Annotated in this window: 19 protein-coding genes; 3 read left to right on the top strand and 16 right to left on the bottom strand. The window is 74.4% G+C overall.

Going from position 1 to position 20,524, the window contains the following annotated elements:
* Nucleotides 1-17 precede the first annotated feature (17 nt).
* Complete coding sequence (locus AB0O07_RS07480) at nt 18-1,283, top strand: D-arabinono-1,4-lactone oxidase (protein ID WP_365630231.1); 1,266 nt, start codon at nt 18-20, stop codon at nt 1,281-1,283.
* Between the two features lie 173 nt (nt 1,284-1,456).
* Nucleotides 1,457-2,404 carry a serine hydrolase gene (locus tag AB0O07_RS07475; protein ID WP_365628487.1) on the top strand — a complete coding sequence of 316 codons (948 nt, stop codon included), beginning with the start codon at nt 1,457-1,459 and terminating at the stop codon, nt 2,402-2,404.
* Nucleotides 2,405-2,423: 19 nt separating this feature from the next.
* On the opposite strand, the gene AB0O07_RS07470 is transcribed toward AB0O07_RS07475, so the two are convergent.
* The 16 genes from AB0O07_RS07470 to AB0O07_RS07395 form a co-directional block, all read right to left on the bottom strand.
* Nucleotides 2,424-3,167 (bottom strand): class I SAM-dependent methyltransferase, encoded by a 744-nt coding sequence (locus AB0O07_RS07470; protein WP_365628484.1) that lies wholly within the window; start codon nt 3,165-3,167, stop codon nt 2,424-2,426.
* Nucleotides 3,154-4,632, bottom strand: a complete 1,479-nt coding sequence (locus tag AB0O07_RS07465; protein WP_365628481.1) for a PLP-dependent aminotransferase family protein — start codon at nt 4,630-4,632, stop codon at nt 3,154-3,156. The genes AB0O07_RS07470 and AB0O07_RS07465 overlap by 14 nt, the downstream gene beginning before the upstream one ends.
* A gap of 129 nt (nt 4,633-4,761) precedes the next feature.
* Nucleotides 4,762-5,976: a cytochrome P450 gene (locus AB0O07_RS07460; RefSeq protein WP_365630228.1), complete on the bottom strand. Its 1,215-nt coding sequence runs from the start codon at nt 5,974-5,976 to the stop codon at nt 4,762-4,764.
* Between the two features lie 104 nt (nt 5,977-6,080).
* Complete coding sequence (locus AB0O07_RS07455; protein ID WP_365628478.1) at nt 6,081-6,749, bottom strand: ATP/GTP-binding protein; 669 nt, start codon at nt 6,747-6,749, stop codon at nt 6,081-6,083.
* Nucleotides 6,727-7,101 (bottom strand): DUF742 domain-containing protein, encoded by a 375-nt coding sequence (locus tag AB0O07_RS07450; protein WP_365628475.1) that lies wholly within the window; start codon nt 7,099-7,101, stop codon nt 6,727-6,729. The genes AB0O07_RS07455 and AB0O07_RS07450 overlap by 23 nt, the downstream gene beginning before the upstream one ends.
* Entirely contained in the window at nt 7,098-7,508 is a 411-nt protein-coding gene (locus tag AB0O07_RS07445) for a roadblock/LC7 domain-containing protein (RefSeq protein ID WP_365628472.1), read from the bottom strand. The genes AB0O07_RS07450 and AB0O07_RS07445 overlap by 4 nt, the downstream gene beginning before the upstream one ends.
* Nucleotides 7,509-7,515: 7 nt before the next feature.
* Entirely contained in the window at nt 7,516-9,267 is a 1,752-nt protein-coding gene (locus AB0O07_RS07440; protein WP_365628469.1) for an ATP-binding protein, read from the bottom strand.
* A gap of 344 nt (nt 9,268-9,611) precedes the next feature.
* Nucleotides 9,612-11,015, bottom strand: a complete 1,404-nt coding sequence (gene sthA / locus AB0O07_RS07435) for a Si-specific NAD(P)(+) transhydrogenase (protein ID WP_365628466.1) — start codon at nt 11,013-11,015, stop codon at nt 9,612-9,614.
* A 59-nt stretch (nt 11,016-11,074) separates the two neighbouring features.
* Nucleotides 11,075-11,845 (bottom strand): VOC family protein, encoded by a 771-nt coding sequence (locus AB0O07_RS07430; protein WP_365628463.1) that lies wholly within the window; start codon nt 11,843-11,845, stop codon nt 11,075-11,077.
* 111 nt (nt 11,846-11,956) lie between these two features.
* Nucleotides 11,957-12,361 carry a hypothetical protein gene (locus AB0O07_RS07425; RefSeq protein WP_365628460.1) on the bottom strand — a complete coding sequence of 135 codons (405 nt, stop codon included), beginning with the start codon at nt 12,359-12,361 and terminating at the stop codon, nt 11,957-11,959.
* A 100-nt stretch (nt 12,362-12,461) separates the two neighbouring features.
* Complete coding sequence (locus AB0O07_RS07420; RefSeq protein WP_365628457.1) at nt 12,462-13,136, bottom strand: DUF6629 family protein; 675 nt, start codon at nt 13,134-13,136, stop codon at nt 12,462-12,464.
* Between the two features lie 27 nt (nt 13,137-13,163).
* Nucleotides 13,164-14,681 carry a DUF6056 family protein gene (locus AB0O07_RS07415; RefSeq protein ID WP_365628454.1) on the bottom strand — a complete coding sequence of 506 codons (1,518 nt, stop codon included), beginning with the start codon at nt 14,679-14,681 and terminating at the stop codon, nt 13,164-13,166.
* Nucleotides 14,682-14,725: 44 nt separating this feature from the next.
* Nucleotides 14,726-15,697 (bottom strand): glycosyltransferase family 2 protein, encoded by a 972-nt coding sequence (locus AB0O07_RS07410; protein WP_365628452.1) that lies wholly within the window; start codon nt 15,695-15,697, stop codon nt 14,726-14,728.
* Nucleotides 15,698-15,803: 106 nt separating this feature from the next.
* Nucleotides 15,804-16,502 carry a 4'-phosphopantetheinyl transferase superfamily protein gene (locus tag AB0O07_RS07405; protein ID WP_365628449.1) on the bottom strand — a complete coding sequence of 233 codons (699 nt, stop codon included), beginning with the start codon at nt 16,500-16,502 and terminating at the stop codon, nt 15,804-15,806.
* Nucleotides 16,499-17,356 carry a metallophosphoesterase gene (locus AB0O07_RS07400; RefSeq protein ID WP_365628446.1) on the bottom strand — a complete coding sequence of 286 codons (858 nt, stop codon included), beginning with the start codon at nt 17,354-17,356 and terminating at the stop codon, nt 16,499-16,501. Before AB0O07_RS07400 ends, AB0O07_RS07405 begins: the two co-directional genes overlap by 4 nt.
* Nucleotides 17,357-17,384: 28 nt before the next feature.
* Nucleotides 17,385-17,987 carry a hypothetical protein gene (locus tag AB0O07_RS07395; protein WP_365628443.1) on the bottom strand — a complete coding sequence of 201 codons (603 nt, stop codon included), beginning with the start codon at nt 17,985-17,987 and terminating at the stop codon, nt 17,385-17,387.
* Nucleotides 17,988-18,327: 340 nt separating this feature from the next.
* On the opposite strand from AB0O07_RS07395, the gene AB0O07_RS07390 reads away from it, so the two are divergent.
* On the top strand, nt 18,328-20,481 hold the full coding sequence (locus tag AB0O07_RS07390) for an FUSC family protein (RefSeq protein ID WP_365628440.1): 2,154 nt from the start codon (nt 18,328-18,330) through the stop codon (nt 20,479-20,481).
* Nucleotides 20,482-20,524: the final 43 nt, after the last annotated feature.

Raw genomic sequence — 20,524 nt, 5'->3', positions numbered from 1 at the left:
ACCCCGCCGCCCCGCCGGTGGCGACGAACTGGGCGGGCAACATCGCCTTCCGGGCGGCGCGGCTGCACACCCCCGGCTCGGTGGCGCGGCTGCGGGAGATCGTCGCGGCCGGCCAGGCGATACGCGCGCTCGGCACCGGCCACTCGTTCAACGCGATCGCCGACACCCACGGCGACCTGGTCTCGGTCGCCGGGCTCCCCAGGACCGTCGAGGTCGACCCGGCGGCGGCCACCGTCACGGTCGGCGCGGGGCTGCGGTTCGCCGAGTTCACCGGCGCCGTCCACGAGGCCGGGCTCGCCCTGCACAACCTCGGCTCGCTCCCGCACATCTCCGTCGCCGGGGCCTGCTCCACCGGAACCCACGGATCCGGCACCGCCAACGGCACCCTCGCCTCGGCCGTCCGCGCCCTGGAGATCGTCACCGCCGACGGTGAACTCCGCTGGATCGCCCGGGGCGACGCGGACTTCCCCGGCGCCGTGATCGCCCTCGGCGCGCTCGGCGTGGTCACCCGGCTGACGCTGGGCCTCGTCCCCGCGTACGAGATCCGGCAGTGGGTGTACGAGGGGCTGCCGTACGAGCGGCTCCGCGAGGGCTTCGACGCGATCCTCTCCGCCGCGTACAGCGTGAGCGTCTTCACCGACTGGCGCCCCGGCGCCACCGCCCAGGTGTGGCTGAAGCGGCGCACGGGGGACCCCGGAGACCCCGGGGACGGGCCGGCCCCGGAGTCCTGGCACGGCGCCGTCCCCGCCGAAGGACCCCGCCACCCGGTGCCCGGCGAGGACGGCGCCACCTGCACCCGGCAGTCCGGCGTCCCGGGGCCCTGGCACGAGCGGCTGCCGCACTTCCGCGCCGAGTACGTGCCGAGCAGCGGCGACGAACTCCAGAGCGAGTACTTCGTGGCCCGCGAGGACGGCCCCGCCGCCTTCGACGCGCTGACCCGGATCGCGGAGCGGATCGCGCCCGTGCTCCAGATCGGCGAGATCCGCACCATCGCAGCCGACGACCTCTGGCTCAGCCCCGCGTACGGGCGCGCCACGGTCGCCTTCCACTTCACCTGGATCCCGGACACCGGCGCGGTGACCCCGGTGCTCGCCGCCATAGAGGACGCGCTCGCCCCGTTCGACGCCCGGCCGCACTGGGGCAAGCTCTTCGTGATGGGGCACGAGCGGCTGAGGGAGCTGTACGACCACTACGCCGACTTCGAGGCGCTGACGGCGAAGCTCGACCCGCGCGGGGTCTTCCGCAACGACCTCGTGGACCGGTACTTCCCCGGTACGGGGTGAACGGGCGCCCGGTGCCCCGACGGTACGGAGTGAGCCGGATCACTCCGTACCGGCCCCTGTGAGGCAGCTCACGGCAGACTCTGCCCCGATATGAGGGGCTGTAAGAAGATTTATCACGCGATGTTGACCTGCGACACAGACAAGTCCCAGCCGGGCTTCCTAGCCTCACCCCCATGCCCCGTCGCCTGCCCCGCCGCCCGGTCCGTCCCACGGACACCGCCGCCCCCGCCCGCCGTTCCCTGCCGGGCCGGGCCGCCCTGCGGGCGGTCGTCGCTACGGCCGTCTGCCTGACCATGTGGGCGGCGGCCGGCTTCCCCGCGCAGGCCAGGAGCGCCGACGAGGCCCTCATGGCGTCCTCGGCGACCGAGGGCGCCGCCGGGGCGGCCGGCGCCGACCCCGGCCAGATCCTGGACCGGCGGCTCGCCGCGATGACGAAGCCCGCGAAGACATCCGTCTCCGTGGCGGTGATCGACCTCGCGGACGGCCGCGAGGCCGACTACGGCGTCACCAGGAGCAGGACCTACGACACCGCCAGCATCGTGAAGGTCAACATCCTCGTCGCGCTCCTGCTGCGGGCCCAGGACGAGCACCGCCCGCTCAACGCGATCGAGAAGTCCCAGGCCGCCGAGATGATCAAGGTGAGCGACAATGTGTCGGCGAGCGCGCTCTGGCGCGCCATCGGCCGCGGCCCCGGCCTGGACGCCGCCAACCGGCGCCTCGGCATGACCGGCACGACCGGCGGCGAGGACGGGTTCTGGGGGCTCACCCAGTCGACCGCCGCCGACCAGATCACCCTGCTCTCCGCGGTCTTCGGCGACGACCGGACCTCCCCGCTGACCGCCGCTTCCCGCGCGTATGTACGGGGCCTGATGGGCGGGATAGCGGCCGGCCAGGACTGGGGCGTCTCCGCGGCGGGCACGGTCACCGGCCTCAAGAACGGCTGGCTCTCCCGCACCTCCACCGGACTCTGGGACGTCAACAGCATCGGCCGGATCGTGGTCGACGGGCACAGCTATCTGCTCGCCGTGCTCTCCACCGGCAACGCCACCATGAAGGACGGCATCACCCTGGTCGAGCGGGCCGCCACCACCGCGATCGCCGCCTCCCGCGAGTGGACCTGAGCCGGCCCGGGCCCGGACCTCAGCCCCGCGTCGCGACCAGCAGGGCGCACCGCGGGGCGCCGTCGCCACGTACCCCCAGCCCGGGCAGGGGCAGCAGCTCCGTCGAGAAGCCCGCCCCGGCCAGCTCCGCCCGCACATCCGGCAGCCGGAACGTGCGGTAGTACATGACGAACGGCGGCCGCCGGAGCAGATTGCGCAGCCGCATCACCCCGTCGAACCCCCACATCGCCCAGTACGGGCCCGAGCCCACCCGGGGCGGCGCTGGCACCGGGAAGACGAACCGGCCGCCCGGCCGCAGCGCCGCCCGCACCTGCGCGAAGAGCGCGGGCCGCTCGGCGGGCAGAAAGTGGCCGAACGCACCGAAACTCACCGCCAGATCGAAGGCGCCCCGGAACGGCAGCGCGTGCGCGTCGGCCCGTACCCACTCCACGGCCGGCCCCGGCGCGGAGCCGGCGCCGGGTCCTGAGCCGAAGTTGGCGCGGGCGGCGGCGAGCATCCCCGCGCTGAAGTCCACCCCGGTGGCCCGCTCCGTACAGAGCCGCCGCAGCACCGCCACCCCCGCGCCCGTCCCGCAGCAGACGTCGAGCCCGGCGCGGAACGGACCGAGCGGCGCCGCCGCCCCGGCCACCGCGTCCAGTACGGAGTCGGGCGTACGGAACGGGGTCAGGTCGAACTTCGGGGCCAGCAGATCGTAGCCGCGCTCGACGGACGACAGTGCCTGCACGGCGAGTTCGCGGACGGTGGGGCCCTCAGGAGTGAACATCACCGCCCAGCGTAGCCACCGCGGGGCCGGTGAGGGCCGCGCGGGCCGAGGCGATCCGGCGGACCGCCTCGCGCAGCCGGTCGGGCGGCTGGACGAACGGCAGCCGCAGCCACTCCTCCAGCCGGTCCTGCACCCCGAACCGCGACCCCGGCGTCAGCAGCACCCCGTGGTGGCGCGCGGCGGCGGCCAGCCGGGTGGAGACCGGATCCGGCAGCCGGCACCAGAGGTTCACCCCGCCCTCCGGGACCCGGAACGACCAGTCGGGGCACTCCGCGCGCACCGCCGCCACCAGCGCGTCCCGCCGCTCCCGCAGCTCGCGGCGGCGCGCCGCCGGACACGGCTCCGGATCGGCGAGCAGCCCCGCCAGCCAGAACTGCTCGAACAGCGGCGACCCCAGGTCCAGCGAGGCCCGGACATCCCCGAGCCGGCCGATCAGCTCCGCACCGGCCCGGATCCAGCCGAGGCGCAGACCGCCCCAGTGGGTCTTGGCGGGGGAGCCCACCGTGATCGTCCACCGGGGCGCGAAGGCGGCGAGCGGGGGCGGCGCGGGCGGGCCCGCCGCGCCCTCCGGGGAACCGAGGGCGAGATCCGCCGCCGACTCGTCCACCACCGCGTACGTACGGGTGTCCGCCAGCACCGCGCCCAGCCGCTCCCGGTCCGCCGCCCCCATCAGGAGCCCCGTCGGATTGTGGAAGTCGGCCATCAGATACGCCAGCCGGGGCGAGGTCTGACGGAGCGTCGCCGCCATCCCGGCGATGTCCCAGCCGGGCGCGGCGAACGGGTCCACCGGCACCGGGACGAGATGCCCCCGCGCTGCGGTCACCGCGTCGAAGGCGTGCGGATACCCCGGCTGCTCCACCAGCACCCGGTCCCCGGGCCCCGCCAGCAGCCGCAGCACCAGGGCGAACCCGTGATGCGCGCCATTGGTGATCATGATCTCGGCGGGCGAGGTCGGCAGCCCGCGCGCCGTGTACCGGGCGGCCAGCCGCTCGCGCAGCGGCAGGATGCCCAGATCGTCATAGGTCTCGTCGCCCAGCGCCGCCTTCAGCGACCGCTGCGCCGCCTCGAACGCCGGCAGCATCCCCGGTACGGCGGCCGGGGAGGCCCGGGTGAGATCGATCGGCCCCCCGCCCTCCGCCGCCCCCGGCCCGGTACCCCCGGGCGGGGCCGCCGTCCACGACCCCGAGCCCTGCCGGGAGGCGACCAGACCCGCCTCCCGCAGCCGCTCCAGCGCCGCGCCGATCATGGTCCTGCTGACCCCGAGCGCGGCGGCCAGCTCCCGCTCGGACGGCAGCCGGGTCCCCGGCGGCAGTCTGCCGTCCCGGATCCGGGCGGCCAGCGCGTCGGCGAGATCGTGCCCGCCGCTGCGCGGGCCGCCCCGGTGCCACTGCCCGAGTGCGCCCGCCAGCCGGTCGGCGGAGATACGGCCCGTCGTACGGCCGGGGAGAGGCGGCAATTGATTCATCGGGCCACTGTAAGGAGCGGAGAGAGGTGACCGGTATGCGGAATCCGGTCAATCAGACTTCTCTTGATGAATGTGTTCATATCAGACTGTTCGTGCTGCCTCCTGAGGAGGTTTTGTCCCGCCGGAGGCTCACCACCCCTGCGGACGGTCCCCGGCCCCCGCCGGGATCAGCGCCGGGGAGAACTCCACGGGCAGCGACTTGGGCACCCGGGTCCACGGCGACGGATGCCACGCCACCTCGTCGGCCGGGATCCCGAGCTTCATATCGGGCAGCAGATGCAGCACCGTGTTGACGGCGGTACGGGTGATCAGCCGCGCCGGCACCTGCGCCGGACAGACATGCGGCCCCGCCGAGAAGGCGAGATGCGCCCGGTTGCCCGGCTCACTGCCGTCCGGCCGGATCACCGGATCGTCGTTGGCGGCGGCGATCCCCAGGATCAGCGCGTCCCCCTGCCGGATCAGCCGGCCGCCCAGCTCCGTATCGGCGAGCGCGTACCGGGCCGGCTGGTTGTTCATCGGCGGATCGCGCCAGAGCGCCTCGTCCAGCGCGTCGTCCACCCCGAGCCGGCCCCCGTGCATCCGGGCCGAGAAGCGCGGATCGGTGAGGAGCAGCCGGAGCGCCAGCGCGGTCCACGCGTTGACGCCCTCCGTACCCGAGAAGATCATCACCGCCATCGACTGGAGCCGCTCCTGGTCGTCGCGGAGGTTCTGATGGTTGATGAACGAGGTCGTCAGATCGTCCGCCGGGTTACGGTGCCGCTTGCGCAGCGCCCCCGCGAGGATCGCCTCGAAGCGCTGGTTGCCCTCCTGCGAGTCCTCCGCGCTGCCGAACACCGCGACCAGCGCGCTCAGCAGCTCCTGCCCCTCGTCGGTGTTGAGCCCGAACAGCGAGGCGATGGAGAGCATCGGCACGATATGCGCGTAGTCGGTCACCAGATCCGCCCGGCCGTTCTGGGAGAACCCCGACACCAGCTCCGTACAGACCATCTCGACCTGACGCCGGGCCCGCCGCTGGTCGATCCGGGCGATGCCCTCGTCCAGCGGCTGGCGCAGCCTCCGGTGCTCGGCGCCGTCCGCCCCCAGCACATTGGCCCGCCACCCCATCATCGGGAGCAGCCCCGACTGCGGGGAGACCAGCCCCTCGCTGAGGGCGCGCCAGTTGCGGGCGTCCCGTGAGTAGATCTGCTCCTGCCGGGTGATGGTCAGCAGCTCCCGGTAGCCGAGGACGAGCCAGGCGTGCACCCCCGGCACCAGCTCGACCCGGGCCACATTGCCCCACCGGGCGCGCAGCTCCCGGTACGCCTCCCGGGGGTCGGGCGCGCCGGTGGCCGCGATCAGCGGCAGCGGCGGGCCCCCGTCGGGCCCCGCCACCGGGCAGCGGGGCGCCGGCGGGGGCGTGGGCGTGAGCGGGGTGGGCGCGGGGTGCGCGGGGGAGGGCGGACGGGTGGTCATGAGGCGGGCTCCTTCGCGGGCTCCTTGCCGGCCGCACCGGCCATCCCGACGGCGGGGGCGGGCGCCGGGGTGGGGGCGATGCCGAGCGAGACCTGTGACACGTACTCGACCAGGCTGATCAGCGCGTTGACCGACGGGACGCGCTCACGCGCGTCGCACATCACCACCGGTGTCTCGGGGAGCAGGTCGAGCGCGCCGCGCAGCTCCGCCGTGCCGTGCACCTCGCTGTCCGGGAACTGGTTGACGGCGACGGCGAACGGCAGCCCGCGCAGCTCCAGTTGTTCGAGGACGTCGAAGCTGTCCGCGAGCCGCCGGGTGTCCACGATGACGAGGACCCCGAGCGCGCCCTCCGCGAGCCCGTCCCACAGGTCCCAGAACCGGCGCTGCCCCGGGGTGCCGAAGAGATAGAGCACCAGCCGGGAGTTGAGGGTGATCCGGCCGAAGTCCATGGCGACGGTGGTGGTCTTCTTCGTGCTCATCCCGGCCAGGTCGTCCACCCCGACGCTCGCCTCGGTCATCACCTCCTCGGTGCGCAGCGGTTCGATCTCGCTGACCGAGCCGACCAGGGTCGTCTTCCCGACCCCGAACGCGCCCACCACCAGGATCTTCACGGCCTGCTGGATCGTGTCGGGCAAATAGCGGTCAGCGGAGCCGACGGAGACCATCCAGTACCTCCTGAAGGAGTTGGGAGTCGGGGAGAACGGCCTGGGGGACACCGGAGCGCGCGGAGAGATGGCCGTCGTCGATGAGGTCGGACGCGAGCACCTTCACCAGGCTCACCGGCAGTTCGAGATGGGCGGCGGCCTCCACGAGGGAGAGCAGCCGCTCACACATGCGCACCAGCGCGCGCTCCTCCCGGGTCGCGGAGACCGGGAGGTCGCACGGGGCGTCGGTGGCGACGAGCAGGCTCTCGACACCGACGGTGTTGCGACTGGGCCGGCAGCGGCCCTTGGTGATCACGTACGGGCGGAGGGCGTTCGCCGCATACTCGCCGTACTCGTCGTCCGGGTCACTCACCGCACGGATTCCTGCCGGGGCGGGCTGCTCAGATTGCCCGCGCCCATCCGCAGCACCTGCGCCTGCATCTGACGGGCGACCAGCTTCGCGTCCACCACGGGGCCCGTCACCACGGCGAGATGGGCGCCTCTGGAGCTGCGCATGAAGAGATAGCCGCCGTTGAACTCCACCATCTGCTGGTGGACCGCCCCGCCGTCCTCGCCGAACTCCTTGCCCAGGGAGCGGGCGAGCGACTGGAGCCCCGAGCAGTTCGCGGCCAGCCGGTCGGCGGAGTCCCGGTCCATCCCCTCGGAGCTGGCCAGCAGCAGTCCGTCGGCGCTGAAGACGATCGCGTCATGCACCCCCGGCACGGCGGCCACATCGGCGATCATCCAGCCGCGCTGCTCCGGGGTCTCCCTGTAACTCATGCTCACGTCAGTCCTTCCGGTGGTTCGGGGGTGGGGAACCAGGGCCGCGCTGGCCCTGGTGGGGTACGGAGTGGCCGTGCTGGTCCGGCGAGTCGGGCACCGGCACGGACCGGCCCCCCTCGATGAACCCCTCCATCCAGTCGCCCGCCTCCTCGGGCGTGCCCGGCGGGACGGCCTGTCCCGGGGCCCACTCGACGGGCTCGTACTCGTCGCGCCGCGAACGGCGCTGGGGCAGCCGCTGGGCCCGGCCGCCGCCGTCCCGGGCGGCGTGGTGCCCGGTGCCGCGCCCGGTCTCCCGGGGGTACGGGGCGCCCGCGTCCGGGCCGGGCCCGGCCACCGGCGGGGCGGGCGCCGGCTGCTCCCCGGGGGGCGCGGTGGCGGCGACGGGGGAGACCGGTGCGGCCGGTTCCGGTGCTGCGGTGTCCATCAGCTCCTCCTCGCCGCTCCGCTCCCCCCGGGGCTCATGGGGCTCGTGGGTCTCGCGCGGGGCGGGCGCCGGGGCCGCCGCGACCGCGACCGCCCCGGCGGCCCGCTCCTCCGCGGCGGCCGCGCGGGACCGGCGCCGTACCATCGGCACCACGGTGGTCCCGGGCGGGGGCAGGGTCTCCAGCACCTCACCGGGGACCAGGACCACCGCACGGACGCCGCCGTACGGGGAGGGCCCGAGGTCCACATGGAAGCCGTGCCGCCGGGCGAAGCGGCCCACGACGGCGAACCCGGTCTGCGGGATCTCGCCGACCTCGCCGAGCGAGAGCAGCCGCCGCCCCGAGGCGATCTCGCGCGCGTCGGTCAGCCGGTACTCGTCCATGCCGAGGCCGCCGTCGTCCACCTCGATCACCGCGCCGCGCTGCACCGTCCGCACCGTCACCGGCACGGCCGTCCTCGGCGGTGAGTACTCGGTGGCGTTGGCGAGCAGTTCGGCCAGGAGATGGATCAGCGGCTCGACGATCGACGGGATGACCCCGAGGTCCGGGTCGCCGGTCACCTGCACCCGCTGGTACGAGACGATCCGTCCCGAGGCGGCCCGCACGATGTCCACCAGGGCGAGCGGCTTCTGCCACTGCTGCCCCGGCCACTCGCCGCAGAGCACCTTGATGCTCTGCGCGTGCCGCGCCTGCTGGGTGGCCGCGTGGTCCACCCGCATCGTGGTCGCCAGCAGATCGGCGTCGGCGGGGAAGCGGTCCGCGAGCCCCGTGACCTCGTGCTGGATCCGGTGGGCCGAGGTCTGCACCCGGCTCGCCATCTCGACCATGCCCAGCCGCTGGGACTCCTCGCGGTAGTGGACGCCATGGGTGACCGAGGAGAGCACCAGCTCAAAACCGTCGGCGACGGCACGCCCGAGCTGCTCGCCGCCGTGCAGCGGCCCGGGGATCTCCCGGCGGCGCAGCGAGGCGGGGAGCCGCTGGGCGACCAGGTGTTCCACCTCCTCGCGGACCAGCTCGGCCTGGCGCTCGGCGCGCTGCTCGGTCTGGGTACGCCAGCCGGTCTCGCGGCGGGTGGCCTCCGCCGCGCGCTCCCGGGCCTCGTCCTGGAAGCGGGCGGCGTCGTACTCGGCGCGCTGGTGCCGGCCGCGCAGTACCGCGAGGGCGGTGAGCAGCAGCACGGCGAGCCCGCCGTACGCCACGGCCACCCCGGCGCTCATCCGCGCGAGGGGCATCAGCGGTATGGCGAAGGCCGCGAGCGCGACCACGAGAGTGGCCGGCCAGAGCCACGGGGAGCCGCCCCGGGGCAGCGGAGGGGGCGCGGGGGAACGTGCCATGGAAAACCTTCGGGTTCGCGGAGAAACGTGGTCCGGCTGAGGTCACCCGGCAGGGGTCACGGGCGACGGAGGCGGCAGGCGCCCGGTATGACCGGGCGGCGGCCCAGGAGGCGGCCGGAGCCGTCGGCCACACCACGGAGATGCGACTTGATCATGAGTTGAACTACCTCTTCACCAGACGTTGTTGGGGATCGTATCCCCGCCGGACCGGTTCCGAAGTAACTTAACGAATACGGAGGGTCACGAAAATAAATCGACCTTTATCGACTGATGGGATCAGAAAAAGACCAGCTCGGAGGGGTCCGAGCGGACTACTGCCCTCCGGTTCGGCCAAACGGGTGCCGTCAGCGCTTCATGCGTTCGATCAGCCGCATTTTGTTCGTCACGTCGAGGGCGGCGACCTTGTACGACTCGGCGAGCGTCGGGTAATTGAAGACCGCGTCCACCAGATAGTCGACGGTGCCCCCGCACCCCATCACGGCCTGCCCGATGTGGATCAGCTCGGTGGCGCCCGAGCCGAAGCAGTGCACCCCGAGCAGCCGCCGGTCCTCCGGCGACACCAGCAGCTTCAGCATGCCGTGCGCGTCCCCGACGATCTGGCCGCGCGCCAGCTCCCGGTAGCGCGCCACGCCCACCTCGAACGGCACCCGCTCCTCGGTCAACTGGTCCTCGGTCCGGCCGATGAAGCTGATCTCCGGGATCGTGTAGATACCGATCGGCTGGAGGTGGTGCATCGGGTTCACCGGCTCCTCGCACGCGTGGTACGCGGCCGCCCTGCCCTGCTCCATCGAGGTCGCCGCCAGCGCCGGGAAGCCGATCACATCGCCGACCGCGTAGATGTGCGGAACGGACGTACGGTAGTGCTCGTCCACCGTGATCCGGCCGCGCCGGTCCGCGTCGAGCCCCGCCTTGGCGAGATCCAGCGCCTCGGTGAGCCCCTGCCGCCCCGCCGAGTACATCACCGCGTCCGCGACGATCTTCTTGCCGCTCTCCAGCAGGGTGAGCGTGGCCTCCTCGTGCCGCTCGACCGCCGCGACCGTCTCCCCGAAGCGAAACGTCACGGCAAGATCGCGCAGCCGGTACTTCAACGCCTCGACCACCTCGGCGTCGCAGAAGTCCAGCATCCCCGCACGCTGTTCGACCACGGTGATCCGGCTGCCGAGCGCGGCGAACATCGCACAGTACTCCATGCCGATGACGCCCGCGCCGACGATGACCATGGACCGGGGTATCCGCTCCATGCTCAGCACGCTGTCCGAGTCCATGACCGTACGGTCGTCGAACTCCACGCTGGCCGGGCGGGCCGGCCGGGTCCCGGTGGCGATCACGATGTGCTCCGCCGTCACCACCCGGTCCTGGCCCTCCTCGTCCCGTACGGCGACGGTGTGGCCGTCCAGGAACCGGGCGGTGCCCGGGAGCAGCGCCACCTGGTTCCTGGCGAGCTGACTCCGTACCACGTCGACCTCAAGGCCCACGACATGCTGGGTGCGGGCGGTCAGGTCCGCGACGGTGATCTCGTCCTTGAGCCGGTAGCTCTGGCCGTAGAGGTCGCGCTGCGTCAGCCCGCTGAGATAGAGCACCGCCTCACGGAGCGTCTTGGACGGCACCGTCCCCGTGTGCAGGGAGACCCCGCCGAGCATCCGGGTGCGGTCCACGACCGCGACCCGCCGGCCGAGCTTCGCGGCGGCGATGGCGGCCTTCTGGCCCCCCGGACCCGATCCGATGACAAGCATGTCGAAGTCGCGCACGGGAGGAGTCTGACAGCCGCACCCGTATCCCGGAAGGGCCCCACAGGCGCTGCCCGCTCCTAGCCGACGACGGTGAACAGCCCCCCGTCCGGGTCCCGGAGCGTCGCCTCGTCGCCCGCGCCGCCGGAGGCCGGCGGAGCCACCACCCCGCCCCCGCACGCCGCCGCGGCCCCGGCCGCCGCCGCCACGTCGGCGACCCGGAAGTAGACGTGCCAGCGGGGCCTGATCTGCGGGTCGGGCGCGCTCTCCACCGCCCCGCCGCGCAGCGCGGCGACCGTACGCTCCCGGTCCCGGACCAGTACCTGGTCGTTCTCGTACGCCACCTCGCAGCTCCGCCGCTCGCCCGAACCCCAGGTCAGCACCTGGGCGTAGAAGATCGCCGCGGCGAACGCGTCCCGGGTCCGCAGCTCCAGACGGGCCGGCGCGCCGCCGCGCCCCACCGACCACCCGACCACCGTGGCGCCCTCCCAGAAGCCGAAGACGGCGCCGTCCGGGTCGGCGGCGAGCGTGGCCCGGCCCGCGCTCAGGGTGAGCGGACCGACGGCGACGGTCGCGCCGCGCTCCCTGACCCGCGCGGCGGTGGCGTCCGCGTCGGCCACCGCGAAGTACGGCGTCCACGCCACCGGCGCCTGCAACGACGGGGCGAGCGCCCCGATCCCGCCGACCGCCCGCCCGCCGCGCAGCGCCACCGAGAACGCCTCGCCCAGCTCCGTGGGGCGGAAGGTCCAGCCGAGGACCGCGCCGTAGAAGCCCTGGGCCGCGCTCAGATCGCGGGCCATCAGGTTCACCCAGCAGGGTGCCCCGGGGACGGCATGGGGTGACGCCGGCATGGCTCTGGCCCCTCTCGCAGGTGCGCGGGAGCGGCGGCGGCGCTCCCACCGCCATGCTTCACCCGCCCGGGCCGACGCGCATGTCGGCGCGCGCCCGGCAGGCCGCCCGGGTCAGGCCGAGGTCTGGGTGGGCGGTACGGCGGCCGGGGCCGCGGCATGCACCGGCTGCGGTACGGAGCGCTGCGCGGCTGTCTGGTCCCCGGCCGCGCCGTTGATCTTCTCGATCGCCTGCCGGGCGTGCTCACCGGGGCTGCGGGGCAGCGAGGAGACGGTGGACGAGGAGGAGGGGGCCGCGACGGGCCAGTCCTGCGCGGGCTTGGCGTGCGCCGAGGTCCGGGTGCGGAGCCGGTGGCTCGCCGCCTCGTCCAGGCTGACGGGACGTTTCATCTGGGCGGCCAGCCGGCTCGCCTCCTGCCCCAGCGAGGCGACGTCCTCCCACCCCAGCCGCACGACCAGCCGGAGTTCGGCCTCCCCGTCGGGCATCGCGCGCAGAGAGGTGTTGGCGGGGTCATTCATGGACTGATCCTCTGGGTCTCGGAACGGAACCCTGGCAGAGAGGGCCGCACCGCGCGGCAGCGGGTGCTGCCGGACAGTACGGGCCACCGGCGCCCGGTGTTCACCGCCATGGCCGATTTCTGCCCTCTGCCCTGCCCTCTGGCCCGCCCTCCGCCCCGCCCTCCGCCCCGGCCGGGGACCGCCCCCGCACCACCAGCACCGCCGAGGCCACCGCCGCCACGGCGCACCAGGTCGAGACGTACTCCAGCCGCCACAGCACCGCACACCCCACCGCGCCCAGCGCCACCACCACCCCCAGCAGCCGCACCGCCCGGTCCCCGCCCAGCAGCAGCGCGCCGACCGTGGCCACCAGATACCCCGCCACCAGCGGCGCCGGATGCGGCAGGCCGATCGCATAGCCGATGGTGCGGCCCCGGATGTCCGCGCTCACCGGGTGCCGGGCCAGCGCGTACCCGAGGAACCCCGCGGTGACGAGCCCCGCCGCCGCCGGGAGCGCCAGCCGCCGCCGTGCCCCCGGCGGCGCGGCGAGCGCCACCGCGCACGGCACCCAGACGGCGAGCAGCGGCAGCGCGATCACCGCCCAGGCCACCGTGGCGGGCCCGGCGCCGCCCCCGGCCCGCCACACGGCGGACTCCACGAGCTGGTGCGCCCCCAGGATCAACGGCAGTGCGGCGAGCGGCAGTTCACGGAGCGAACGGGCCCGGACCAGACAGGCCACCCCCACCGCGGTGATCGCGGTGCCCGCCACCAGATCGGCCGTAGCGCTCCAGCACACGGGCAGCCACCTTCCGCGCGTACGTTCTCAGGATGAATCCGGCGATGCCTGGCTGACCCGCTCCAGGTGGTAGTAGGAGGCGACACACCGGGCCGGCCAGGGGTGGTGCCCGTGGTGGCCGAACGGCTCGCCCATCCCGCTGATCGGCAACCGCTGGTACGGCATCACCCGCGCGCCCCGTGCCGCGCCCGCCCGCAGCTCCCGGTCCTGCCGGTCCCAGTGCTCCGCCCGTACGCGCATCTCCCGGCCCAGTTCGGCCACCGGTACCGCGAGCCCCACGGAGCACGCGGCGCACACCACCGCCCCGGCCGCCGTCACCGCCCCCGTACGCCGTCCGGCGCGCCGCAGCGCCCGGCCCAGCAGGGCGCCCGTGCCGGTCAGCAGCAGCACATAGAGCAGGAGGTAGTCGTTCCAGGTGCGCGCCGCACGCGCCACGCCCGTACCGAAGAGCGGATAGGTGAGGACCGTACAGAGATAGCCGGCCACCACCAGGGTGCCCGCCCCGGTCGCCACCAGCAGCCCGGCCCGGCCTTCCGCCACCGGCGACGCGCGGCCCTCGCGCCGCCGCATCACCACCCCCAGCACCGCCCCGGCCGCGACGGCCCCCACGTACTGCCAGGTGGTCAGGACCGTGCCCAGGATGTCCAGGAACCCTTCGAGCGACCCGGCCAGCGATTCGGGGGCGAGCAGATGGGCGGTCCCCGCCCCGTACCGCTCCCGGCGCTGCCGCGACCCCGGCGAGGTGACCAGCACCAGCAGCCCGGCCGCCACCCCCGCGAGCCCGGTCAGACACCACACCCGCGCGTACCGCGCGGCCCCCGGCGTGAGCATCCGGGGACCGGCCAGCACCCCCGCCGTCAGCACCACCAGGACGACCGCCGAGGTCTCCTCCGAGAGCGTCCCCAGAAAACAGCCGGTGGCGAAGACGGCGGCGAGCGCGGCGCGCCGGCCGCGCCGCGAGCGCGCGAAGGCGAGCGGGATCACCGCCGCGCAGGCCAGCACGGGGGCGACGGTGTGCGAGACGGAGGACGCCGGCCAGTAGAAGGTCTTGTAGATGTTGAGGGTCGGGAAGAGGAAGACCACCGCCGTCATGGCCGCCACCAGCAGCGGCACCCCGCGCGGCGCGGTGCGCCCGGTCAGCCGCAGCACCGTACGGAGCGCGCCCCACAGCAGCGCCACGATGACGACCGCGCTGACCGCGCCGTACCACTGGTGCCCCGGCACACCCGGTTTCGCGTACAGCCCCACCAGGAGCCCGTTGCCGAGCCGCCCGTTGTCCGTGCCGTAGAACTTCCCGACCAGACCGGCGACGCCGTGGTCCCGTACCTCGGGGAGGAAACACCAGTCGTCCGCGCTGGGACGCGCATACCGGCCGAGCCACCCGGCCAGCGCGAGCACGGCCAGGGGCAGCAGGGCGAGGACGGGCGGCCCGCAGGCGGCCCACCGGCGGGTGTACGGACCCTCCGCCTGCCCGGCGACAGGACCCGGCCCGGGAACGGGCCGTACGGCCTGTTCCGCGGGGCGGGCGACCCGCGACGCACCCACGCCCATGCACACCACTGCCTTTCGGAAACGCGATGTCGTCGGATCTAGCGGGCGCCCTGGTCCTGGGCGGCGACCCGGCTCCGTACGACGGCGCGGGAGCGTTCGGTCTCCCGGACCACGTAGTGCGGGCGGTGTTTCGCCTCGTGGTAGATCCGGCCCACGTACTCGCCGACGACGCCGAGCGTCGCGAGCTGGACGCCGCTGAGCGCCACGACGGCGGTGAGCAGGGTGGCGTACCCGGGGGCGTCCACACCGTTCAGGGCGACGTTCCCGATGATCCAGAGCGCGTAGCCGAGCGCGGAGAGGAAGAGCCAGAGCCCGGTGTGGATCGCCAGCCGCAGTGGCCGGCTGTTGAAGGAGAGCAGCCCGTCGATGCCGTAGTTGAGCAGGGTGCGCCCGCCCCACTTCGAGGTGCCAGCGGCCCGCCGCACATTGCGGTAGGTGAAGCTCGCGGTGTCGAAGCCGATCCAGGAGAAGATGCCCTTCGAGAACCGGTTGGACTCCGGCAGCGAGAGCACACTCTCCACGGCGCGCCGGGAGAGCAGCCGGAAGTCCCCGGCCCCGTCGACGACGTCGACCTCCATACAGCGGCGCACCAGCCGGTAGTAGACGCGGCTGAGGGCGGTCCGTACGGCGCCCTCGCCGGCCCGGTCGCGCTGGGCCACCACCTGGTCGTAGCCGTGCCGGCGCAGCTCCAGCATGCGCGGGACGAGTTCGGGCGGGTGCTGGAGGTCGGCGTCCATCAGGACCACCGCGTCGCCCCGGGACATCCGCAGCCCCGCGAGCATGGCCGCCTCCTTGCCGAAGTTGCGGCTGAAGGACGTGTAGCGGACCCGGGGGTCGGTGTCGGCGAGCGCGCCCAGCAGCCGCCGGGTCCCGTCGGTGCTGCCGTCGTCCACGTAGCAGATCTCGAAGGTCCGCCCGGTCGGTCCGAGGGCGGCGAGCAGCGCGCCGTGGAAGGAGCCGAGCACATCGCTCTCGTTGAAACACGGTACGACGATGGATACCTGAAGCATGGTCATCCCACTCCACATGGCTGATGCGGCGGGCCCGCACGTGAGGAGCGCGGGAGGAGGAATCAGCCGTTACCGGTGGCAACCATAAGATTGATGGATCTTCACATCAATGGGACATGCCGGACAGGCCGCCGTCTTCCGGGGGCGCGGGCAGATGGATCGCGGTGGCCACCAGGGAGCGCTCCGCCGCCCACCGCCCGGTGAACGAGGCCACCCGCTCCCCGCCCACCAGCGGCCCCGGCACCAGCAGTTCGGCACGGAAGGCGCCGGCCGGGTCGATCTCGATCCGCGCCTCCGAGAAGTCCAGTTCGGCCCCGGTGAGCGGATACCAGACCTTGAAGACGCTCTCCTTCGCGCTGAAGAGCAGCCGGTCCCAGCTCGTCCCCGGATATCTCCCGGCCAGCGACGCGATCGACGCGGCCTCCTCCGGCAGCGCCACGACATCGAGCACCCCGTCCGGCAACGGGGCATCCGGCTCCGCGTCGATCCCCACCGCCGCGGTCCCGCCGCTCCCCGCCACCACGGCGGCACGGTACCCCTCGCAGTGGGTCATGCTCCCGACGACCCCGTCGGGCCACCCCGGCGCGCCCCGGGGGCTCGGCAGCAGCGGTACCGGCGGCCGGCCGAGCCGAAGCAGCGCCCGCCGGGCCAGCAGCCGTACGGTGGTGAACTCCCGCTGCCGCTTGGGCACCGCCCGCGCGACCCGCTCCCACTCCTCCGGGTACACCATCTCGCCGGGCCCGGGAGCGGGGTCGTCGTACGCCACCTCGCACGCCACCACCTCGGGCAGGATCGCCTCGATCACCGGACGCCCCCGTCGTCGGGCAGCGGCAGGATCCGCCGGAGCGGCGGCCGGGGCGGCCGGGGCGGCCGGGGCCGCCACTCGCGCGGATAGCCGATCGACACCTCCTCGAAGCGCACCCCGTCGTGCCAGGTGACCCGGGGGATGTGCAGATGCCCGTAGACGACGGAGACGGCCCGGAACCGGGTGTGCCAGTCGGCGGTCAGCTCCGTACCGCACCACTGCGCGAACTCCGGATGGCGCAGCACCAGCGTGGGGTGCCGTACCAGCGGGAAGTGGTTGACCAGCACCGTACGCATGTCGGGACCGAGCGCCGAGAGCCGCCGCTCGCTCTCCGCGACCCGCGCCCGGCACCACGCGTCGCGCCCCGGATAGGGGTCCGGGTGCAGGAAGTACTCGTCGGTGCAGACGATGCCCGCGTCGTGGGCGATCCGCAGCGACTCCTCCATGTTCCCGGCCCCGGGGGCCAGGAACGAGTAGTCGTACAGCACGAGGAGCGGAGCGACCGCGACCGGCCCCTCCGCGCCCTGCCACACCGGGTACGGGTCCTCGGGCGTGGCGACCCCCAGCTCCCGGCAGGCCTCGACCAGCCCGAGATACCGCTCCTCGCCGCGGAGTTCGCAGGGGTCCTTGGGGTGGGTCCACAACTCGTGGTTGCCGGGCGCCCACACCACCTTGGCGAACCGCTCGGAGAGCAGCCGCAGGGTACGGGTGATGTCCGCGAACTTCTCCGCGACATCCCCCGCGACGATCAGCCAGTCCTCGTCGGAGTCCGGGCGCAGCTCCTCGACGATCGCACGGTTCTCGTCGTACGCGACATGCAGGTCGCTGACGGCCAGCAGCTTTCCCTCGGACATGCTTCCGCCCCCCTTCCTCTCCCTCCCCTCAGCGCCCGGCCGCCTGGTAGAGCCCCCGCCCGGCGCGGTGCGCGCGGGAGGACCCCACCAGCCGGTCCAGCGTGCTCCGTACGGCGTTGATGCTCCCCGGCGTCCCGTCCCGCCCCAGCTCCGCGGCGACGTCGCGGGCCCGCACCGGGGTGTCCCCGGCCGCGTCGAGGATGGCCAGAATCTGTCCGGTCAGCCCGGCCCCCGCCGGCTCGCCCGCCGCGGGGGCGGGGGCCTTCTTCTTCCGGGCAGCGCCCTTCGCGGCACCCCCGCCCGCCACCGGCTTCTTCTTCACCGGCCGCCGCTTGGCCTCCGGGGCCGCGGCGGCCTCCTCGGCGGCGTTCCCTCGGTCCTCCGCCACCGGTACGCCGACCACCACGTCCCCGGCCTCTTCCTCCGCCTCCAGCGGGGTGTCCGGTGTCCCCGGGGCGGGGGCGAGCGCCTGGAGCGCGTTGAGCGCGGTGCGCACCGACTCCAACCGCGCGGTGACCGTGGCCAGTTCCTGCTCCAGAGCCTGCTGCTGCGACTCCAGCCGGGGCAGTTCCGCCCGGAGGTACGCCGTGGTGGTGTCGATGCCGTCCGGTGTGCCGGAAGTGGATGTCATGGGTGCCGCCCTCTCGTCCTGGCCGCCGCCGCGCCCCCGCGACCACGGTCTCAGGAGGAAGCCTAGGCCCTGCGGTGTGTCGTGTTGTGTCGGGAACGTGTGAACTGGCCCCGCCCACCCATTCGACGAGCGAACATCCCTTGTATCAGGGCGAGTTCCTCCCTTCGGCCCCGGGTCCCCGTCCCACCCTGGGCACCCTCGCCGGGCCCTCCGGGACGCCCCCGCCGGGGTCGGCGAGACAGGCTCCGCAGCCCCGTACCCCGAGCCCTTAAAATAGGCACTCTGCGGTCATCGCTGCCCGCCGGTCCCCGTTCACCCCGACCGGTCGTTCAGGAGCCCCATGACCACTGTTCCCCCTTCTCCCCGTCCCGCCCGCCGTGCCGTGCCCGCCTGGCTCAGTCATCCGCTGGGGTGGCGTTCCGGGCCCGTGCCGCGTGCCGCTGTGGTGCGGGGGGCGCTGAGCGCCGGGCCGCTGCTGGCGCTCGGGGTGGCGGGCGGACGGCTGGACCTCGGTGTGCTCGCGGGGCTCGGCGCGATGTTCGCCGGGCTCAACGACCGCCCCGGTACCCGTCGCACGGGCGTCGTCCATATCGGGCTGCCCGCCACCGCGGGCGCGTTCGGGCTGCTCTGCGGCGCGCTGCTCGCCGCGACCGGCGGCCGGTGGAGCGCCGTGCCCGCGCTCTTCGCGCTGGGGTGGCTCTCCGGCGCGCTGAGTGTCGGGGGCCCGGTGTGGTCGTCGGCGGCGATGCAGATGCTGGTCACCGCGGCGCTCGGCGCCGGGATGCCGCCCGCCGGGTCCGTCTGGCCCGGCGCGCTCTGCTACCTGGGCGGCGCCGCCTGGCTGCTGCTGCTCCGCTTCCTGCTCCGCGCCCCCGCGCGGCGAAGGAGCGCCCGCTGGGACGGTGAGCGGGAGGCCGTCGCCGCCGTCTTCGACGCGCTCGCCGACGCGCTGCGCGCGGTGGGCGGCCCCGATGCCGGGGCGGCCCGGCGCAGGCTGACCGCAGCGCAGCAGCGCGCCGACGAGTCGGTACGGCTGATGACGCTGCTGCCGTGGCCGTTCGGGAGCGGTGGCTCGGCCTCGGCGTACCGGCTCGTCACCCGGTTCGGCGCGGCGACGGCGCTCTGCGAGGCGGGGATCGCGCTGCTCTGGGAGGGCCGGCCGCTGCCCCGCGAGATCGCGGAGGGCCCGCGCAGGCTGGCGGCGGCCGTCCGCGCGGACGGGGCTCCGGGCGCGCTGCCGAGCCCGGCGTCCGACACGGTCCAGCGGGTGGCGTTCGACCGGGCGCTGCTGGACGCCGCGATCGCCTTCGACCGGGGCGGGCCGGGGGAGGGCGGCCCGGCCCCGTACGGCACACCGGCGTATGACACCGCCCCGTATGACGTCGTCCCGCACGCCGGTACGCGCTTCGCCCGCCGCCCCCGCCCGCTCCGCGGCCTCCCGCGCCGCGTGGCCAGGCTCGTGGCGCCCGCGCGGCGGGAGAACGGGCTGCGGGTCGGGCTCTGTGTCGCCGCGTCCACCGCCGTCGCCCTGAGCCTCCACGCCGACCACTGGTACTGGCTGCCCATCACCGCGGCCTTCCTGGTCAAGCCCGACCTGGGGCCGCTCTTCTCCCGGGTGGTCAACCGTGTCGCGGGCACGGCGGCCGGGGTGCTGCTCTTCACCCTGTGGTCGGCCGTCGCCGGCGGCCCGGGCGGGACCTGGTGGCTGATCGCCCTGGTGGTCGCGGGCGGGGCGCTGCTGCCGGTGGCCACCCGCCACTTCGCCTTCCAGACCGCCGTGGCCACCCTGCTCGTGCTGTCGTTCGTCTACGCGGCGGGGGACACCGCGGCCACCGCCGACCGGCTGCTCGACACGGCGCTGGCCTGCGCGCTGGTCCTTCTCGTCGGACATCTGCCGCACCTGACCGACCCCCGGATACGGGTCGGCCACCGCTGCGCGGCGGCGCTCCGGCACACCGAGCGCTATCTGCGGCATGTCCTGGACACACCGCCCCCGGACGACGGGACCGCCACCGCCACCGCGACCGCCACGGCCTCGCGTACGGGCACCCCGGCACCCGACGCCGCGCCCGCGCCGGCGCCCGACGCCGCACCCACCCCGGCCCCGCACCCCTCCGGCATCGCGCTGCGGCACGCCGCCTATCGGGCGCTCGCCGAGGCGCGCGCCGTGGCGGAGACGGCCGCCGCCGAGCTGCCGGGGCCGCGCCGTACCCACCGCCACGACTGGGCGGCGGTGATGGTCCGCGCGGAGCGCATCGTCGAGGCCGCCACCGTCTGCGCGGTACGGGTCGAACAGGGCGTCCCCCGGCCGCCGGCCGCCGAGGTGCGGGCGGTGACCGGGGCGCTGGCCGCGATGGCCGACGCGCTGGAGGAGGGGCGCGCCGTGGACGCCGCGACCCTCCCACGGGTCCCGAGCCGGTGCCGGACCCTGGAGGACGTCAGGGCCCACCTCCACGGCATCCACGCCCTGACCGCCACCGGGTCGGGCCCCTGACCGGGACCGGGTCGGGCCCCTGACCCGGTGGCGGGCAGGGGCC

The organism is Streptomyces sp. NPDC093085 (assembly GCF_040683935.1).
In the GTDB taxonomy this organism is placed as follows: Bacteria; Actinomycetota; Actinomycetes; order Streptomycetales; family Streptomycetaceae; genus Streptomyces.
The sequence above is the reverse complement of the archived record's forward strand: the minus strand, read 5'-3'. Positions and strand labels throughout refer to the sequence as shown.

Coding starts and splice junctions, on each gene's coding strand:
- AB0O07_RS07475 (WP_365628487.1), top strand. CDS start 1,457: ATGCCCCGTCGCCTGCCCCGCCGCCCGGTCCGTCCCACGGACACCGCC.
- AB0O07_RS07470 (WP_365628484.1), bottom strand. CDS start 3,167: ATGTTCACTCCTGAGGGCCCCACCGTCCGCGAACTCGCCGTGCAGGCA.
- AB0O07_RS07465 (WP_365628481.1), bottom strand. CDS start 4,632: ATGAATCAATTGCCGCCTCTCCCCGGCCGTACGACGGGCCGTATCTCC.
- AB0O07_RS07455 (WP_365628478.1), bottom strand. CDS start 6,749: ATGGTCTCCGTCGGCTCCGCTGACCGCTATTTGCCCGACACGATCCAG.
- AB0O07_RS07445 (WP_365628472.1), bottom strand. CDS start 7,508: ATGAGTTACAGGGAGACCCCGGAGCAGCGCGGCTGGATGATCGCCGAT.
- AB0O07_RS07440 (WP_365628469.1), bottom strand. CDS start 9,267: ATGGCACGTTCCCCCGCGCCCCCTCCGCTGCCCCGGGGCGGCTCCCCG.
- AB0O07_RS07430 (WP_365628463.1), bottom strand. CDS start 11,845: ATGCCGGCGTCACCCCATGCCGTCCCCGGGGCACCCTGCTGGGTGAAC.
- AB0O07_RS07425 (WP_365628460.1), bottom strand. CDS start 12,361: ATGAATGACCCCGCCAACACCTCTCTGCGCGCGATGCCCGACGGGGAG.
- AB0O07_RS07410 (WP_365628452.1), bottom strand. CDS start 15,697: ATGCTTCAGGTATCCATCGTCGTACCGTGTTTCAACGAGAGCGATGTG.
- AB0O07_RS07400 (WP_365628446.1), bottom strand. CDS start 17,356: ATGTCCGAGGGAAAGCTGCTGGCCGTCAGCGACCTGCATGTCGCGTAC.
- AB0O07_RS07395 (WP_365628443.1), bottom strand. CDS start 17,987: ATGACATCCACTTCCGGCACACCGGACGGCATCGACACCACCACGGCG.
- AB0O07_RS07390 (WP_365628440.1), top strand. CDS start 18,328: ATGACCACTGTTCCCCCTTCTCCCCGTCCCGCCCGCCGTGCCGTGCCC.